The sequence below is a fragment of the Burkholderia sp. Bmkn7 genome (assembly GCF_041103175.1).
GTDB classification, from domain to species: domain Bacteria; phylum Pseudomonadota; class Gammaproteobacteria; order Burkholderiales; family Burkholderiaceae; genus Burkholderia; species Burkholderia cepacia.
In genome coordinates this window covers 713,418-730,357 of sequence record NZ_JBGCUH010000003.1, presented here as the reverse complement: position 1 = coordinate 730,357, position 16,940 = coordinate 713,418, and the positions used below count along the sequence as shown (strand labels likewise).

At 62.1% G+C, this 16,940-nt stretch carries 10 protein-coding genes and 2 rRNA genes; 1 reads left to right on the top strand and 11 read right to left on the bottom strand.

Annotation, left to right across the window (positions count from 1 at the left end):
• Positions 1-3: 3 nt before the first annotated feature.
• The 7 genes from murF to coq7 all read right to left on the bottom strand — a co-directional run bounded on the left by murF (position 4) and on the right by coq7 (position 7,530).
• Positions 4-1,410: a UDP-N-acetylmuramoyl-tripeptide--D-alanyl-D-alanine ligase gene (murF, locus tag AB3K92_RS24845; protein ID WP_059857657.1), complete on the bottom strand. Its 1,407-nt coding sequence runs from the start codon at positions 1,408-1,410 to the stop codon at positions 4-6.
• Entirely contained in the window at positions 1,407-2,945 is a 1,539-nt protein-coding gene (locus AB3K92_RS24840; RefSeq protein WP_042975357.1) for a UDP-N-acetylmuramoyl-L-alanyl-D-glutamate--2,6-diaminopimelate ligase, read from the bottom strand. Before AB3K92_RS24840 ends, murF begins: the two co-directional genes overlap by 4 nt.
• Positions 2,942-4,789, bottom strand: a complete 1,848-nt coding sequence (locus tag AB3K92_RS24835; RefSeq protein WP_059857656.1) for a penicillin-binding protein 2 — start codon at positions 4,787-4,789, stop codon at positions 2,942-2,944. The genes AB3K92_RS24840 and AB3K92_RS24835 overlap by 4 nt, the downstream gene beginning before the upstream one ends.
• Entirely contained in the window at positions 4,786-5,127 is a 342-nt protein-coding gene (gene ftsL, locus AB3K92_RS24830; protein WP_059710034.1) for a cell division protein FtsL, read from the bottom strand. Before ftsL ends, AB3K92_RS24835 begins: the two co-directional genes overlap by 4 nt.
• Positions 5,124-6,065: a 16S rRNA (cytosine(1402)-N(4))-methyltransferase RsmH gene (gene rsmH / locus AB3K92_RS24825; protein ID WP_021159920.1), complete on the bottom strand. Its 942-nt coding sequence runs from the start codon at positions 6,063-6,065 to the stop codon at positions 5,124-5,126. Before rsmH ends, ftsL begins: the two co-directional genes overlap by 4 nt.
• Positions 6,066-6,088: 23 nt before the next feature.
• Positions 6,089-6,517, bottom strand: a complete 429-nt coding sequence (gene mraZ, locus AB3K92_RS24820; RefSeq protein ID WP_006487094.1) for a division/cell wall cluster transcriptional repressor MraZ — start codon at positions 6,515-6,517, stop codon at positions 6,089-6,091.
• A 386-nt stretch (positions 6,518-6,903) separates the two neighbouring features.
• Positions 6,904-7,530, bottom strand: coding sequence for a 2-polyprenyl-3-methyl-6-methoxy-1,4-benzoquinone monooxygenase (coq7, locus tag AB3K92_RS24815; protein ID WP_027788457.1), 627 nt, complete (start codon positions 7,528-7,530; stop codon positions 6,904-6,906).
• A 276-nt stretch (positions 7,531-7,806) separates the two neighbouring features.
• Here coq7 and AB3K92_RS24810 point away from each other — a divergent pair, with 276 nt between their 5' ends.
• Entirely contained in the window at positions 7,807-8,958 is a 1,152-nt protein-coding gene (locus tag AB3K92_RS24810; RefSeq protein ID WP_021159922.1) for a porin, read from the top strand.
• A gap of 278 nt (positions 8,959-9,236) precedes the next feature.
• On the opposite strand, the gene AB3K92_RS24805 is transcribed toward AB3K92_RS24810, so the two are convergent.
• From AB3K92_RS24805 to AB3K92_RS24790, 4 genes are all read right to left on the bottom strand, one after another.
• Positions 9,237-10,910 (bottom strand): long-chain fatty acid--CoA ligase, encoded by a 1,674-nt coding sequence (locus AB3K92_RS24805; protein WP_369466017.1) that lies wholly within the window; start codon positions 10,908-10,910, stop codon positions 9,237-9,239.
• Between the two features lie 136 nt (positions 10,911-11,046).
• On the bottom strand, positions 11,047-13,122 hold the full coding sequence (locus AB3K92_RS24800) for a molybdopterin-dependent oxidoreductase (RefSeq protein WP_059649650.1): 2,076 nt from the start codon (positions 13,120-13,122) through the stop codon (positions 11,047-11,049).
• Between the two features lie 445 nt (positions 13,123-13,567).
• Positions 13,568-13,680, bottom strand: a 5S ribosomal RNA gene (gene rrf / locus AB3K92_RS24795).
• A gap of 154 nt (positions 13,681-13,834) precedes the next feature.
• Positions 13,835-16,716 (bottom strand): 23S ribosomal RNA (locus AB3K92_RS24790).
• Positions 16,717-16,940: the final 224 nt, after the last annotated feature.

The following is a 16,940-nucleotide window of genomic DNA, read 5'->3' as shown; positions in this document are numbered from 1 at the left end:
TACTCAGTGTGCAGCGGGCGCCGTGCCCGCCGCGGGTTGGTTCGTCAGCGCGTCGACCACGCGCTCCATCTTCATGTACCGCGAGCCCTTCACGAGCAGCGTCGCCTGCGCGCCGTAACCGGCCGCGAGCAGCGCCGCCACAAGCGCGCCGACGTCGTCGAAGTGGCGTGCCGTGTCGCCGTACGCCGTGCACGCATCACGCGATGCGTCGCCGAGCGCGAACAGCGCGTCGATCCCGCGCTCGCGCGCGTATGCACCGACCTCGCGATGAAAAGCCGGCCCTTCGTCGCCGACCTCGCCCATGTCGCCGATCACCAGCACGCGCGGCGCCGGTTGCGTGGCGAGCACGTCGATCGCGGCACGCATCGAATCGGGATTCGCGTTGTACGTATCGTCGACGACCGTCGCACCCGCGAGGCTGCCCGTGATCGCCTGCTTCACCTGCAGCCGGCCCTTGACCGGCTCGAACGATTCGAGACCCTGCTTGATCGCCGACAACGCGACGCCGGCACCCAGCGCCGCAGCCGTGGCGGCCAGCGCGTTGCGCGCGTTGTGCTCGCCGAGCGCGCGCAGCCGCACCGTGACGGCGCCCGCGGGCGTATCGATCGCGAGTTCGCCGCCGTCAAGACGGCCCGTGACCTGCGCGTCGTTCTGCCGTTCGGCGTCGTGCAGCGCGAAATCGAGGATCCGGTTGCCGGTGGCCGCGACGCGCCAGATGCCCGCATACGCGTCGTCGGCCGGGAACACCGCAACGCCGTCCGGCGGGAGCGCGTGAATCACGGCCGCATGTTCGAGCGCGACCGCTTCGACCGTCGCCATGAACTCCTGGTGCTCGCGCTGCGCGTTGTTGACGAGCGCGACCGTCGGCGCCGTGAGACGCGCGAGGACTTCGGTCTCGCCCGGATGGTTCATCCCGATCTCGATCACCGCGAGACGATGTGTGGACGACAGGCGCAGCAGCGTCAGCGGCAGGCCGACGTCGTTGTTCAGGTTGCCGGCCGTCGCGAGCCGCGCGTCGGCGCCGACCGCCGCCGCGAAGATCGACGCGATCATTTCCTTGACGGTCGTCTTGCCGTTGCTGCCCGTCACCGCGACGAGCGGCAGCGCGAATCGTTTGCGCCAGCCATGTGCCAGTGCGCCGAGCGCGGCACGTGTTTCGCCGCCTTCGATCGCCGGCATCGTGACGCCCGTCGGCACGTGCGCGACGAGCGCCGCCGCCGCACCGCGCGCAGCGACATCGCCAAGGAAGTCGTGCGCGTCGAAGCGCTCGCCTTTCAGTGCGACGAACAGGTCGCCGGGGCCGACGGTGCGGCTGTCCGTCGACACGCGGTCGAACGTGACGCCCGCATCGCCGTGGACGGTTGCGCCGGGAATCAGGCGAGCGGCTTCGCCGAGACTGAGCATCGTCATTCGGCGCCTCCCTTGCCGTGTGTCGCGCGCGCTGCCAGCGCGAGCCGCGCGTGATCCTGGTCGGAGAACGTACGCTTCTTGCCCATGATTTCCTGCGTGGCCTCGTGGCCCTTGCCGGCCAGCACGACGACATCCTCGCGTGCGGCGCCGCGCACGGCCTGCAGGATCGCGCTCGCGCGATCCTCGATACGACGTGCGTGATCGGCCGCGGTCATGCCCGCGACGATCTGGTCGATGATGCGCTGCGGATCCTCGCTGCGCGGGTTGTCGCTCGTGACGACGGTTTCATCGGCGAGCCGCTCCGCGATCGCGCCCATCAGCGGGCGCTTCGTCGCATCGCGATCGCCGCCGCAACCGAACATGCAGACGAGCCGGCCGCCGCGCGCCGTGGCGATCGGGCGCAGCGCGTCGAGCGTCTTTTCGAGCGCGTCGGGCGTGTGTGCATAGTCGATCACGACGAGCGGTTCGTCGTTCTGCAGCCGGCCGCCGAGCCGCTGCATCCGTCCGTTGACGGACTCGAGCCGCGCGATCTCGGCGAGCGCCGCGTCGAACGGCAGGTCGGCCGCGAGCAGCGAGCCGAGCACCGCGAGCAGGTTGCTGACGTTGAACGTGCCGAGCGTGCCGACCTCGACGTCCGCCTCACCCCACGACGAACGCAGGTGGAACGCCGTGCCGGTCGCGGTGGCGCGCACGTCGAGCGCGACCAGTTCGCGATCGGCGTCAGGCGCCGGTGCGTCGCCGATCCCGTACGCGATCGTGCGCACGCGGCCGGCGAGCTTCTCGAGCAGGCGCCGACCGGCTGCATCGTCGCGGTTGACGACTGCCGCGCGCAGGCCGCGCCACGCGAACAGCTTCGCCTTCGCGGCCTCGTACGCATCGAACGTGCCGTGATAGTCGAGGTGATCCTGCGTGAGGTTCGTAAACACCGCGATGTCGAAACCCGTACCGTTCACGCGCCCCTGGTGCAGCGCGTGCGACGACACTTCCATCGCCACGGCCTTCGCGCCCGCATCGCGCAACTGCGCGAGACTGCGCTGCAGTTGCGGCGCATCGGGCGTCGTGAACCCCGTCGGCACGAGCTGGCCGGGCATCCCGGTGCCGAGCGTGCCGATCACCGCGCACGGCTGGTGCAGCGCCGTCAGCGCGGCGGCGATCCATTGCGTGCACGACGTTTTGCCGTTCGTGCCGGTCACACCCACCGCAAGCAGGCTGTCGCTCGGATTGCCGTACCAGCCGCTGGCGATCTCGCCGGCGAGCTGGTCGAGCGCCGGCACGGCCAGCGCAACGGGCACCGCCGGCGCCGCGGCCAGCCCTTCCGGCTGATACAGTACGGCGGCCGCGCCGCGCGCGACGGCATCGACAATGAAAGCGCGGTTGTCGGCCCCGTCGACCGCATAGGCAAAAAACACGTCGCCGGCCTTGAGGCTGCGCGTGTCGGCATGCAGTTGCGCTGCGGGGGCCACATGCTGATGCAGCCACGCAAGCGCGGCTGCGATCTGCTGATGCGCCGGATGGGAACTGCGAGCGGCGCTCATCGAACAACTCCTGGTGAATTACGCGTCGTGCTGGACACGATCATATGCTTCGCGCCGCCACCCGCGGCCAGCTTTTGCGGCCCCGCTGCGGAAGATGCTGCCGGCGAATCGTCAGACACGACAAGCTGCTTGATCGGCATGTTCGGCGGCACGTTCAGCGCACGCATCGTGTCGCCGGCGATCGCCGAGAATACGGGGCCGGACACCTGGCCGCCGAAGTGGCTGCCGGCGGTCGGTTCGTCGACCGACACCGCGACGACAATGCGCGGATTCGGCATCGGCGCCATCCCGACGAACGACGCGCGGTACTTGCGCGTGTAGCCGTGCCCCTCATGCTTGTACGCGGTGCCGCTCTTGCCGCCGACGCGATAACCCGGCACGGCCGCATCGGGCGACGTGCCGCCCGGCGCCACCACCGTTTCCAGCATCGCGCGCACTTCGCGCGCGGTGGTCGGGTTGAATACCTGCGTGCCCACGACCGGCTGATTGGGGTCGGTCTTGAAAATGGTCACGGGCATCAGTTCGCCGTCATGCGCGATCGCCGTGTACGCGCGCGCAAGCTGGAACAGCGACACCGACAGGCCGTAGCCGTACGACATCGTCGCCTGCTCGATGCGACGCCAGCTCTTCCACGGACGCAGGCGGCCGGCCACCGCGCCCGGGAACCCGACCTTCGGCGCCTGGCCGAGGCCGATGCTCGTATACATATTCCACATTTCCTCGGGCCGCATCGTCATCGCGATCTTCGTCGCGCCGATGTTGCTCGACTTCTGGATCACGCCGCCGACCGTCAGCGTGCCGAAACCCGCGTCGTCGGTGATCGGTGCGCCGTCGAGCACGAAATGCCCGTTGCCCGTCTCGACGAGCGTGTTCGGCGTCACGCGGTGCAGGTCGAGCGCGAGCGACACCGTAAACGGCTTCATGATCGAGCCCGGTTCGAACACGTCGGTCATGATCCGGTTGCGCAACTGCTCGCCCGTCATGCGCGAGCGGTCGTTCGGGTTGTACGTCGGGTAGTTGACGAGCGCGAGCACCTCGCCGGTGCGCACGTCGACGACCATGGCCGCGCCAGCCTTTGCCTTGAACTTCTCGACGGCGGCCTTCAGGTTCGCGTACGCGATGTACTGGATCTTGCTGTCGATCGACAGGTCCACGTCGGTGCCGTTGTGCGGCGGGATCTGCTCGGCGACGTCCTCGACGATGTGCCCCAGCCGGTCCTTGATCACGCGACGCACGCCCGACGTACCGGACAGCATCTTCTGGTCGCCGAGCTCGACGCCCTCCTGCCCTTCGTCCTCGACGTTCGTGAAGCCGATCAGGTGAGCGGTGATCTCGCCTTCCGGATAGAAGCGCTTGTATTCGTTGCGCTGATAGATACCGGGAATGTCGAGCGCGGCAACCTTGTCCGCGACGTCGATCGGCACCTGGCGCTTCACGTAGACGAAACCCTTGTCTTCCGACAGCTTCACGCGCAGTTCCTTCGACGTCATGCCGAGGAGCTTGCCGAGCTGGTTGACCTTGTCGGCATCGAGATCGTCCGGCACCGCGTCGGGAATCGCCCAAATCGCGCGCACGGGCAGGCTCGTCGCGAGCACGAGCCCGTTACGGTCGAGAATCTTGCCGCGCGTCGCCGGCAGCTCGAGCGTGCGCTGGTAGCGGCTTTCGCCCTGCTTCTGGTAGAACGCGTTGCCGGGCCCCTGGATCCAGAACGCGCGCGCGGCCAGCGCGACGAACGCCATGAACAGCAGGAACACGACCAGCTTCGAGCGCCACATCGGCAGATGCACGCCCAGCACCGGGCTCGACGAGAACTTCACGTTCTGGCGCTTCTGGGACGGCTTCATCGCGTGCCTCCCTTGCCCTTGCCGGCCGTGTCCGCCGAAGCCGGGATCGGCGCGTCGATCGCCTTCGCCGCGCCCGGCGGCAGCGTCAGGTATTGCGTGCGGCCGGTCGAGATCGGCTGCATCTTCAGCGAATCGTTCGCAAGCTGCTCGATGCGCGACGTCTTCGACAGCGCGCTCTGCTGATATTGAAGCTGCGCATAGTCCTGCTGGAGCTGACGCTCCTGCGACTGCGCGCGCTGCAGCTGGATGAAGATCTGGCGCTGCTGGTTCGTCGAATTGACGACCGACAGCGCGCAGCCCATCACGATGATCAGCAGGAAGATATTGAAGCGGCTCATGGCGTGACGCGCTCCGCAATGCGCATCACGGCCGAGCGGGCGCGCGGGTTCGCGGCGACTTCCGCTTCGCTCGGAAACTGGCGGCTGATGATCTTGAGCGGCGGGCTCGGGAGATCGACGGCGCGGATCGGCAGGCGACGATCGACCGCAGGCGCACTCGCGTGCGCCTGCATGAATCGCTTGACGATCCGGTCCTCGAGTGAATGAAAGCTGATGACCACCAGCCGCCCCCCTTGCTCCAGCAACGACAGTGCCGCGTCTAGTACGACTTGCAGGTCCGCAAGCTCTTGATTGACGTGAATCCGTATAGCCTGAAAGGTGCGGGTTGCCGGATCCTTGCCCTTCTCACGGGTTTTGACGACGTGACCCACGATTTGGGCAAGCTCGCCCGTGGTGTCGAGAGGCCCAAGACGGTCGGACTCTGCCCGGCGAGCAACAAGCGCCTTTGCAATCTGAAAAGCAAACCGTTCTTCCCCATAATCCCGTATCACCTCCGTCAATTCCTGCACCGAAGCCCGTGCGAGCCATTCCGCCGCCGACTCGCCGCGCGTCGGATCCATCCGCATGTCCAGCGGGCCATCGGCGCGGAAACTGAAGCCGCGCGCCGGATCGTCCACCTGCGGCGAGGACACACCCAGGTCCAGCAACACACCCGACACCTTCTCGATGCCGCGCGCCGCAAGCGCGTCGCGCATCGATGCAAAGCTGTCATGCACGATGGAGAAGCGCGCATCCTCGATGCCCTGCGCCGTCTCGATCGCTCGCGGGTCCTTGTCGAACGCAATCAGCCGCCCGGCCGTCGCCAGCCGCGCGAGCACCGCGCGGCTATGACCGCCGCGCCCGAACGTGCCGTCGACATAAACGCCGTCCGGCCGCGTCACGAGCGACTCGACCGCTTCATCCAACAGCACCGTCCGATGCCGCAATTCGTTTCCCATCGCGGGCGTCTCCGTCACCGCAATCAGAACGTGAAATTCTTCAGCGCGTCGGGCATGCCCTGCGCCATCGCCGCCTGCTCCTTCGCGTTGTAGGTCTGCGAATCCCACAGCTCGAAGTGACTACCCATTCCCAACAACATGACTTCCTTTTCCAGTCCAGCTGCCATGCGCAGCTCGGGCGATACAAGAATCCGGCCGGCGCTGTCGAGATCGACGTCCATCGCATTGCCGAGAAAAATGCGCCGCCACCAGTGCGCGTCCATCGGCAGCGCGGCGATCTTGGCGCGGAATACTTCCCATTCGGGGCGCGGAAACAGCAACAGGCAGCCGTCCGGGTGCTTGGTCACAGTCACCCGTCCTTCTGCCTGTCCTTGCAGCGCTTCGCGATAGCGAGCCGGCACCGACATCCGCCCTTTCGCATCGAGCGTCAGCGCCGACGCCCCTTGGAACACTTTCCGCTCTCCCGTTCAGGGCACCGAAGCACCCGCTCAATGCTGAGAATTTAGCCGGAATAGCCCGCCAAATCACACAAAAATACACTTTCTCACACTGTCTCCCACTTTAGAGGAAGGGTGTGGCACGGTCAAGGGAGCGGCCCGCTTTTTTGACGAATTTTGTTAGTTAGAACAAGGACTTACGCGCACATGCTCATGCGCCCCCTCATTCCAAAAACCGTTATAAATGAATGAGCTAGTGCAACTTGTGAAGGTGATACGTGAGAAAGACGGGCCAGACGGGTGTGCGGAAGGGGCTTTCGGGGGCGGGAAAACGAGGAATAAACGGGCGGTATCAGCGGCGGGGAACCGGTGCGACGTCACGCATCGCCCCGGTGCGAATCTCACAGATAGTACGCAGTGCTCGTCATGACTTTCGACGCGGCGCGCATCAGCATTCGCGCGGGTAGCGGCAGTTCGATCCCGCCTGCGTCGGCGGCGGCCTTGCCGTGCTTCACCTCGTCGATACGCATCTGGTCGACGATCGCGCGCGACGCGGTATCGGCGGCCGGCAACTCGGACATATGGCCTTCGAGATGGCTCTCGACCTGCCGTTCGGTCTCGGCCATGAAGCCGAGACTGACCTTGTCGCCGAGCGCGCCAGCCGCCACGCCGATCGCGAGCGAACCCGCATACCAGAGCGGGTTCAACAGGCTCGGGCGCGAGTCGAGCTCTTTCAGGCGGTGTGCGGTCCACGCGAGGTGATCCTCCTCCTCGCGCGCGGCTTCCTCGAACATCGCCTTCGCGGATGCCGTGCGCGCGGTGAGCTTCTGCGCCTGGTACAGCGCCTGAGCGCAGACCTCGCCGACGTGATTCACGCGCATCAGCCCGGCGGCATGCGTACGCTCCGCGGGCGTCAATTCGACGGCGGGCGCCTCGGCCGGCGCGGGCACCGGCCGGCTCATCCGGCTAATGCCCGTCAGCGACCGCAGGCCGCGATCGAATTCGCTGATCAGTTCATCAAACACCATCCTGTTCTCCTGGCTGCGTGTGCCGCCGCGAGCGGCAAGGGCACGAGTCCGCTGCGTAACCGACTTGATTATTCAGCGGAAATTGCGGTTAACCCGTGATTTTAACCATTGTTGCATAAAGGAAACATGGCGGCCTTGAGCTGCGGCATTTCGCTTTGTGGCAAAAACCGGTTTTGCTACATTACGTGCGACTTCTTGCGAAGTTGATGGGGCCCGTCGACAGAACATAACTATCCGCCCCGCCAGAAAAATTCAGTGATTTTTGGAGATCCGTTAATGAAAAAGTCGCTTCTCGCGCTCGTCGCGCTGGGCGCGTTCGCTGGCGCTGCCCATGCGCAAAGCAGCGTGACGCTTTACGGCATCATCGATGAAGGCCTGCTCTTCAACAACAATGCGGGCGGCAAGCACCTGTACAGCATGGCCAGCGGCGTGATGCAAGGCAGCCGCTTCGGCCTGCGCGGCACCGAAGACCTCGGTGGCGGCCTGAAGGCAATCTTCACCCTCGAAAACGGTTTCGACGTGAACAGCGGCAAGCTCGGTCAAGGCGGCCTGATGTTCGGTCGTCAGGCTTACGTCGGCCTGTCGAGCCAGTACGGTACGGTCACGCTGGGTCGTCAATACGACTCCGTCGTCGACTTCGTCGGCCCGCTCGAGGCAGGCGACCAGTGGGGCGGCTACATCGCCGCTCACCCGGGCGACCTCGACAACTTCAACAACGCCTATCGCGTGAACAACGCGGTCAAGTTCACGAGCCAGACCTACGGCGGCTTCTCGTTCGGCGGCCTGTACAGCTTCGGCGGTCAGGCAGGCCAGTTCTCGAAGAACCAGGTCTGGTCGCTCGGCGCAGGCTACAACAACGGCCCGCTGGTCTTGGGCGTCGGTTACTTGAACGCACGTACGCCGAACCAGTTCGGTGGCATGTTCAACAACGGTTCCGCGTCTTCGTCGGTCTCGTCGCCGATCTACGGCGCGTACGCGAACAACGCGAACACGTACCAGGTCATCGGTGCAGGCGGCGCATACACGTTCGGCGCAGCAACGATCGGCGCGACGTACTCGAACACGAAGTTCAAGGGCTTCTCGGCAGGCCCGTTCGTGAACCAGACCGCGACGTTCAACAACGGCGAAATCAACTTCAAGTATCAGCTGACCCCGGCGCTGATTCTCGGCGCGGCGTACGACTACACGCAAGGCAGCAAGATCGACGGCAACTCGGCAGCCAAGTACCACCAGGGCTCGCTGGGCGTCGACTACTTCCTGTCGAAGCGCACCGACGTCTACGTGATCGGCGTGTACCAGCACGCATCGGGCAACGTGCTCGATTCGAACGGCAACGTCCTGAAGGCAACGGCAGCGATCAACGGCCTGGCCGGGTCGAGCACCAGCAACCAGGTCGCGGCACGCGTCGGCATCCGTCACAAGTTCTAATCAGCTTGCCTGACAAGCCGCAGCATATTGAAGGCGCCTCCGGGCGCCTTTTTCTTTTGCGGTGCAGAACGGCAAAGCCGGAGTGCGGCGAATCGCACCGGGCGTTGCGCGCTCGTCGTGGGGGCCATGCCGCCTGCCTCTGCAGCCATCGAAACGCACGGCCGCGCCGCAAGCCCATTCCGGAGACAGCCTCGTACGGAGACAAACCTCCTCGGGGCCGCACTGCAAACAAAAAGGCCCGGCATGTGCCGGGCTTTTCCCTTCGATCGACCGCGACGTTACGCGCGTCCGTCGCGCAATTCGCGCCGCAGGATCTTGCCGACGTTCGTTTTCGGCAGCTCCGTACGGAACTCGACCAGCTTCGGCCGCTTGTAGCCGGTGAGGCGCTCCTTGCAGTAGGCGAGGATGTCCTTGTCGGTGAGCGCCGGATCCTTCTTCACGACGAACAGCTTCACGGCTTCGCCGGAATGCTCGTCGGGCACGCCGACCGCCGCCACCTCGAACACGCCCGGATGCGACGCCACCACGTCCTCGACTTCGTTCGGGTACACATTGAAGCCCGATACGAGAATCATGTCCTTCTTCCGGTCGACGATCTTCACGTAACCGCGCGCATCCATCACGCCGACGTCGCCCGTCTTGAAGAAGCCGTCCGCGAACATGACCTTCGCGGTCTCGTCCGGCCGGTTCCAGTAGCCGGCCATCACCTGCGGCCCGCGGATGCAAATCTCGCCGGGTTCGCCGAGCGCGACGTCGTTGCCGGCATCGTCGCGAATCGCCACTTCGGTCGACGGCAGCGGCAGGCCGATCGTCCCGCTGTATTCGGTCGCCGTCACCGGATTGCAGGTCGCGACCGGCGACGTTTCGGACAGCCCGTAGCCTTCGATGATCGCCGTATGGGTCTTTTCATACCAGCGTTTCGCGACGCCTTCCTGGATCGCCATGCCGCCGCCGTTGGCGATCACGAGCTTCGACAGGTCGAGCTGATTGAATTCGGGATGGTTCAGCAGTGCGTTATACAGCGTGTTGACCGCCGGGATCGTCGAGATCTGGTAACCCTTCAGTTCCTTGATCATGCCGGCGATGTCGCGCGGGTTCGGGATCAGGATGCCCATGCCCCCGGTACGCATCGTCAGGAAACCGCAGACGGTCAGCGCGAACACGTGATACAGCGGCAGCGCGACAACGGTCACGAACTGTTTCACCTCCGGGAACTTCTCATGAGCCGGATGGTGCCAGGCGCCGGCCTGCAGCACGTTCGACACGATGTTCCGGTGCAGCAGCGTCGCCCCCTTTGCCACGCCTGTCGTCCCGCCCGTGTATTGCAGGAACGCGACGTCATCGGGGCCGATCTTCTGCGCCTTGAATGCCTGCCGCGCGCCTTCCGACAGCGCGGCCTTGAAGCGCGTGAACGACAGCAGTTGCCAGGCCGGCACCATCTTCTTCACGTTGCGCACGACGTAGTTGACGAGCCATCCCTTGATGCCCAGCAGATCGCCCATCGACGCGACGACGACGTGCTTGACGCTCGTATTCGCGATGACAGCCTGCAGCGTCGACGCGAAATTCTCGAGGATGACGATCGCCTCCGCACCGCTGTCCTTCAGCTGATGTTCGAGCTCGCGTGGCGTGTAGAGCGGATTGACGTTGACGACGGTGTAGCCCGCCCGCAGTACCGCGGCGATCGCCACCGGATACTGCAGCACGTTCGGCATCATGATCGCAACGCGCGCCCCGCGTGCTAGACCGCGCGATTGCAGCCAGGCGCCGAACTGGCGCGACAGCTTGTCGAGTTCGCCGTACGTGATGCCCTTGCCCATGCAGACGAACGCCGTGCGGTCGCGGTACTGGCGGAAGCTTTCGTCCAGCAGGTCTGGAACGGAGGGATAAGGAGACGCGTCAATTTCGGCTGGAACGCCGGGTGGGTACGATTTCAGCCAAATTTTGTTCATACTGCGCGTCTCCTCACGGATTTTCGAATGATCGTGCTAAAACGCATCGTAACGGCTCGCCCGTCCCGATACAACAGGGTTAGATGTCCACTTCGAACTTCCGTGGAGATTCGTCGGATGATACGGTGATATTCGGTCAAATGCGCTCTACTTCCACAAGGCAATCGTAAAACGTCGCCGAATTGCCGAGATCGGTAAGCGCCTGGCTCGTCACTTCGTTCGCGTTCCTGCCGTCCGGCGACAGTTTCTTCCACCAGATCGACAGCCCGACGACGAGCCCTGCACGTGCACGATCGGTAATTCTCGCGAGCGCCTGCATCGATCCGCGGTCGTTGAAGATGCGAACGAGATCGCCCTCCGCGATGCCCCGTGCATCGGCATCCGACGGGTGAATGTCGAGATGCGGCTCGCCTTCGGTATGACGGAGGCTGTCGACGTTCACGAACGTGCTGTTCAGGAAGTGACGGGCAGGCGGCGAAATCATCGCGAGCGGATAGCGCGCCGCGAGCTCGGGTGCTGCCTCGGCCGATTCGAATGGCGGCAGGTAGTCGGGCACTGGGTCAACACCCATCTGCTCGAGCCGCGGGCTGTAGAACTCGCACTTGCCGGATGGTGTACGAAAACCGCCGTTCGCGAACGGCGCCTCCGGCAGCTTGAGTTTCAGCCAGCCATCGCGCTTCAGCGTGTCCCAGTCGCTGTCGAGTGCCGGATCGTCCCAGCGGAGGGCCGCACGCGCGACCTCTTCGTCACTGTGATAGAGCGCGGGCTCGTCCAGCCCCATGCTGCGCGCGATCCCGCGGAAGATCTCCGTATTCGGCCGCGCGTCTCCCACCGGAGGAATCGACGGCAGGTTCGCCATCACGTAGGTGTGGCCGTACGATTTGTGGACGTCCAGATGCTCGAGTTGCGTGGTTGCCGGCAGCACAATGTCGGCGAAATCGACGGTATCTGTCTTGAAATGCTCGAGAACAACCGTGAACAGGTCATCACGTGCGAACCCCGCCGCGACTTTCGAGGAATCAGGCGCGACCGCCACCGGATTCGAGTTGTACACGATCACCGCTTCGACCTTCGGTCCGAAGGTGGCATCGCCCGGGTGCAACAGCGCGTCGCCGATCGCGTTCATGTTGATGATGCGCGGCAGCTTGTGCGGCCAGCCCGGCATCAAGTCCGGGCGCAGCAGCGCAGCCTGGTTCACCGGCGCGGATTCCGACGACGAGAGCAACAGCCCACCGGCCCGATCGCGCCATGCACCCGTCAGCGCCGGCAGGCTTGCGATCGCGCGTACCGCGTTGCCACCGCCGCGAACGCGCTGCATGCCGTAATTCAGGCGGATCGATGCCTTCCGGGTAGCGCCGTAACGACGCGCAAGATCGATCAACTCCGACGCGTCGATGCCGCAGATCTGCGCGACACGATCCGGCGGATAGGACATCGCCCGTTCCTTGAGTGCGTCGAAACCGAGCGTATGGCTGGCGATGTAGTCGTGATCGAGCAGGTCTTCGGTAATCAGCACGTGCATCATGCCGAGTGCGAACGCGCCATCGGTGCCCGGTTTCAACGCAATATGCTGATGACACTTCTCCGCTGTCAGCGAACGGTACGGATCGATGGCGACAAGACGGGCGCCTCGGCGCTTCGCTTCCTGCGCTCGCGTCCAGAAGTGCAGACTCGACGCGATCGGGTTCGCTCCCCATATCAGAATCAGTTCGCTTTCCTCGAAATGCTCGAGATGCATACCGAGACTGCCACCATATGTGTACCGTAACCCCGCAGCACCGGCCGCCGCGCAGATCGTGCGCTCGAGCCGCGAGGCGCCCAGTTTGTGGAAGAAGCGCTGGGCGATGCCCTCTCCTTGCACGAGCCCCATCGTCCCCGCATAGCTGTACGGCACGATCGCCTCCGGTGCGCGCGCCGCAATTTCACCGAGACGACGGCCGATCTCGTCGAACGCCTCGTCCCAACTGATCGGTACGAAATGCCCTTCTCCTTTGGCGCCGATGCGCTTGAGCGGAACGGTGAGGCGATCGGGATGATGAACACGATCGGCGTATCGGCTGACCTTCGTGCACAACACGCCTTGTGTCGGCGGATGATCGGGATCGCCCGTGACCTTGATCGCCTTGCCGTTCTCGACGGTCACGCGCATTGCGCACGTGTCCGGACAATCGTGCGGGCAAACGGCCCGGGTTACCTGAATCGCGGCGTTCATCGTTTTGAGTGCATAGATGGGGGTTCGCAAATTTTACGTGGACGCGCCGAATAAAGCGTTCATTTCGTTCGGATACTGGGTTATCTGACCAAAAAGCGATTGGAGGAAGCCAGGGTAGTTTCGGTTGCACCACGCGTCATCTGCGGGGGAGGCTTGTATGGCCCGTTCGATATGCGTTGTCGACGATGGAGGGCAGAACGTGCACGACGTCGCTAGCCGGTACACGGAGAGGAGGGAGCTGGGATTTTGATTGGAGATACGATCAATAGATCGGGGGATCACGAATGATACCGGTCATTTCGAAAAACCGGGCGTTTCGATTGGGGGCACCTGGGAGGAGTAATGTGAAAGTTCCGGCCAAGCCAGCGATCCCGATCACTCACGCATTTCCGCCGCCGAAATGCAAAAACCCCCGCCTTTCGGGCGAGGGTTTCTGGCTTAGGGAGCCTGACGATTACCTACTTTCACACGGGAATCCGCACTATCATCGGCGTAGAGTCGTTTCACGGTCCTGTTCGGGATGGGAAGGGGTGGGACCGACTCGCTATGGTCATCAGGCAAAGAGGGTTGTTGCGCTGGCTTCGCAGCACAACCAATCTTGGAAGAAGCAGTAATTTTGAGTTGTGTGTATCACACACGAGAATCCAACTTGTCGCTTTGGATCGCAGCCAGTGCTGTCGCACGGCGCCGATCTACAAGGCAGACTTGTTATAGGATCAAGCCTTACGGGCAATTAGTATCAGTTAGCTGAACGCATTACTGCGCTTACACACCTGACCTATCAACGTCCTGGTCTCGAACGACCCTTCAAGGGGATCTAGTCCCCAGGGATATCTCATCTTAAGGCGAGTTTCCCGCTTAGATGCTTTCAGCGGTTATCTCTTCCGAACATAGCTACCCGGCGATGCCACTGGCGTGACAACCGGTACACCAGAGGTTCGTCCACTCCGGTCCTCTCGTACTAGGAGCAGCCCCCTTCAAATATCCAACGCCCACGGCAGATAGGGACCAAACTGTCTCACGACGTTTTAAACCCAGCTCACGTACCTCTTTAAATGGCGAACAGCCATACCCTTGGGACCGGCTACAGCCCCAGGATGAGATGAGCCGACATCGAGGTGCCAAACACCGCCGTCGATATGAACTCTTGGGCGGTATCAGCCTGTTATCCCCAGAGTACCTTTTATCCGTTGAGCGATGGCCCTTCCATACAGAACCACCGGATCACTATGACCTGCTTTCGCACCTGCTCGACTTGTCGGTCTCGCAGTTAAGCACGCTTATGCCATTGCACTATCAGCACGATTTCCGACCGTACCTAGCGTACCTTCGTACTCCTCCGTTACGCTTTGGGAGGAGACCGCCCCAGTCAAACTGCCTACCATGCACTGTCCCCGACCCGGATCACGGGCCAAGGTTAGAACCTCAAACAAACCAGGGTGGTATTTCAAGGACGGCTCCACCGAAACTAGCGTTCCGGTTTCATAGCCTCCCACCTATCCTACACAGATCGGTTCAAAGTCCAATGCAAAGCTACAGTAAAGGTTCATGGGGTCTTTCCGTCTAGCCGCGGGTAGATTGCATCATCACAAACACTTCAACTTCGCTGAGTCTCGGGAGGAGACAGTGTGGCCATCGTTACGCCATTCGTGCAGGTCGGAACTTACCCGACAAGGAATTTCGCTACCTTAGGACCGTTATAGTTACGGCCGCCGTTTACCGGGACTTCAATCAAGAGCTTGCACCCCATCATTTAATCTTCCGGCACCGGGCAGGCGTCACACCCTATACGTCCACTTTCGTGTTTGCAGAGTGCTGTGTTTTTATTAAACAGTCGCAGCCACCAGTTTATTGCAACCCCTTCACCCTCCTGGCGCAGGCCAGTCAAGCTACAAGGGCGTACCTTATCCCGAAGTTACGGTACCAATTTGCCGAGTTCCTTCTCCCGAGTTCTCTCAAGCGCCTTAGAATACTCATCTCGCCCACCTGTGTCGGTTTGCGGTACGGTCATCGTTAGACTGAAGCTTAGAGGCTTTTCTTGGAACCACTTCCAATTGCTTCGCTCCCGAAGGAGCTCGCGCCACACCCTTGAATTGCGCGCCCGGATTTGCCTAAGCGCCTTCTCCAATGCAGCGACCGGGACTTCCAACACCCGGACAACCTTCCGCGATCCGTCCCCCCATCGCATCTAACAATGGTGCAGGAATATTGACCTGCTTCCCATCAGCTACGCATTTCTGCCTCGCCTTAGGGGCCGACTCACCCTACGCCGATGAACGTTGCGTAGGAAACCTTGGGCTTACGGCGAGGGGGCCTTTCACCCCCTTTATCGCTACTCATGTCAGCATTCGCACTTCCGATACCTCCAGCACCCTTTACAAGGCACCTTCGCAGGCTTACGGAACGCTCTCCTACCATGCGTGCAAAGCACGCATCCGCAGCTTCGGTATATAGCTTAGCCCCGTTACATCTTCCGCGCAGGACGACTCGATCAGTGAGCTATTACGCTTTCTTTAAAGGGTGGCTGCTTCTAAGCCAACCTCCTGACTGTTTTAGCCTTCCCACTTCGTTTCCCACTTAGCTATATTTGGGGACCTTAGCTGGCGGTCTGGGTTGTTTCCCTCTTGACACCGGACGTTAGCACCCGATGTCTGTCTCCCGTGATTGCACTCTTCGGTATTCGGAGTTTGCTATGGCGGGGTAATCTGCAATAGACCCCCCAACCATGACAGTGCTCTACCCCCGAAGGTGAGACACGAGGCACTACCTAAATAGTTTTCGGAGAGAACCAGCTATTTCCAGGTTTGTTTAGCCTTTCACCCCTATCCACAGCTCATCCCCTAACTTTTCAACGTTAGTGGGTTCGGACCTCCAGTACGTGTTACCGCACCTTCATCCTGGCCATGGATAGATCACCTGGTTTCGGGTCTACGCCCAGCAACTGAACGCCCTATTCGGACTCGCTTTCGCTACGCCTGCCCTATACGGTTAAGCTTGCTACTGAACGTAAGTCGCTGACCCATTATACAAAAGGTACGCCGTCACCCCTTACGAGGCTCCGACTGTTTGTATGCATGCGGTTTCAGGATCTATTTCACTCCCCTCCCGGGGTTCTTTTCGCCTTTCCCTCACGGTACTGGTTCACTATCGGTCGATCACGAGTATTTAGCCTTGGAGGATGGTCCCCCCATCTTCAGACAGGATTTCACGTGTCCCGCCCTACTTGTCGCACACCTAGTTCTTTCATACTGTTTTCGCCTACAGGGCTATCACCTGCTATGGCCGCACTTTCCAGAGCGTTCGGCTAACAATACAAATAAAGAGTGCAAGGCTCATCCCATTTCGCTCGCCACTACTTTGGGAATCTCGGTTGATTTCTTTTCCTGCGGTTACTTAGATGTTTCAGTTCACCGCGTTCGCTTCGCATGGCCTATGTATTCAGCCATGGATACTCCAAAAGGAGTGGGTTTCCCCATTCGGACATCTACGGATCAAAGCTTGTTTGCCAGCTCCCCGTAGCTTTTCGCAGGCTACCGCGTCCTTCATCGCCTGTGATCGCCAAGGCATCCACCACATGCACTTGTTCGCTTGACCCTATAACGAGTCTGTCTCGTTACAGGTTGAGTTCTCGCGTTGTGCCGTATTCCAATTGAGCCGAACATTAAGTTCGAATCATCTTGAGATACATCGATACAATCACAACCCGGATAGTTTTCACGTCCATCTCAAGACGCTTCCGCTATCCAAATTACTTACTTCTTCCAGATTGTTAAAGAACGACAGCCGATACTTTCGTACCGCTCTGACTGGCTCAATCG

Coding starts and splice junctions, on each gene's coding strand:
- AB3K92_RS24835 (WP_059857656.1), bottom strand. CDS start 4,789: ATGAAGCCGTCCCAGAAGCGCCAGAACGTGAAGTTCTCGTCGAGCCCG.
- AB3K92_RS24810 (WP_021159922.1), top strand. CDS start 7,807: ATGAAAAAGTCGCTTCTCGCGCTCGTCGCGCTGGGCGCGTTCGCTGGC.
- AB3K92_RS24840 (WP_042975357.1), bottom strand. CDS start 2,945: ATGAGCGCCGCTCGCAGTTCCCATCCGGCGCATCAGCAGATCGCAGCC.
- AB3K92_RS24805 (WP_369466017.1), bottom strand. CDS start 10,910: ATGAACAAAATTTGGCTGAAATCGTACCCACCCGGCGTTCCAGCCGAA.
- rsmH (WP_021159920.1), bottom strand. CDS start 6,065: ATGGGAAACGAATTGCGGCATCGGACGGTGCTGTTGGATGAAGCGGTC.
- murF (WP_059857657.1), bottom strand. CDS start 1,410: ATGACGATGCTCAGTCTCGGCGAAGCCGCTCGCCTGATTCCCGGCGCA.
- AB3K92_RS24800 (WP_059649650.1), bottom strand. CDS start 13,122: ATGAACGCCGCGATTCAGGTAACCCGGGCCGTTTGCCCGCACGATTGT.
- ftsL (WP_059710034.1), bottom strand. CDS start 5,127: ATGAGCCGCTTCAATATCTTCCTGCTGATCATCGTGATGGGCTGCGCG.
- coq7 (WP_027788457.1), bottom strand. CDS start 7,530: ATGGTGTTTGATGAACTGATCAGCGAATTCGATCGCGGCCTGCGGTCG.